Source organism: Aeromonas sp. sif2433 (assembly GCF_019218705.1).
GTDB lineage: Bacteria > Pseudomonadota > Gammaproteobacteria > Enterobacterales > Aeromonadaceae > Aeromonas > Aeromonas encheleia.
On sequence record NZ_JAHUXD010000033.1, the window covers coordinates 1 to 517 of the forward strand.

General features: G+C 50.9%; 1 protein-coding gene. It reads left to right on the plus strand.

Features of this window, described 5'->3' with window-relative positions; all coding sequences use genetic code 11:
• A partial coding sequence (locus KW825_RS20770) for a hypothetical protein (protein WP_218330238.1) occupies window positions 1-517 on the plus strand: 517 nt, incomplete at both ends.

Sequence of the window (517 nt, forward strand, 5' to 3'; positions counted from 1 at the left end):
AAAGAGAAGGAGGAAGGAAGAAAAAGAGGAGAGAAAAGGAGAGGAGAGAAAGGGAGGAAGGGAGGGAGGAGAAAGAGAAGGGAGAAAAGGGGGAGGGGGGAAGAGGGGAGAAAAGGAGAGGAGGAAGGGAGAGAAAAGAAAGAAGAAGGGAGGGAGGAAGGGGGAAAAAGGGGGGAAAGGAAAGGAAGAAAAGAAGAAGGGAGAAAGAAAGGGAGGAAAGGAGAGAGGGGGGGAAAAAAAAAGAAAAGAGAGAAAAGAAAAGAAGAGAGGGGGAAGAAAGGGGGGGGAAGAAAAAAGAAAAGAGGAAAAAGAGGGAGGAAAGAGAAGGAGGAAAGAGAAGAGGAAGGAGAGGGAAAGGGAAAGGGAGAAAGAAGAAAGGGAAAAGAAAGGGAGGAGGAGAGGAAAAAGAAACGCCAGAACACAAGGAGGAAGAGGGGCGGGGGAGGGCAGGAGGAGAAGGGAGGAGGGAGGAAAGGAAGCGGCTGCGCCATGGACGAGATACTGCAAGGCTTCGGCG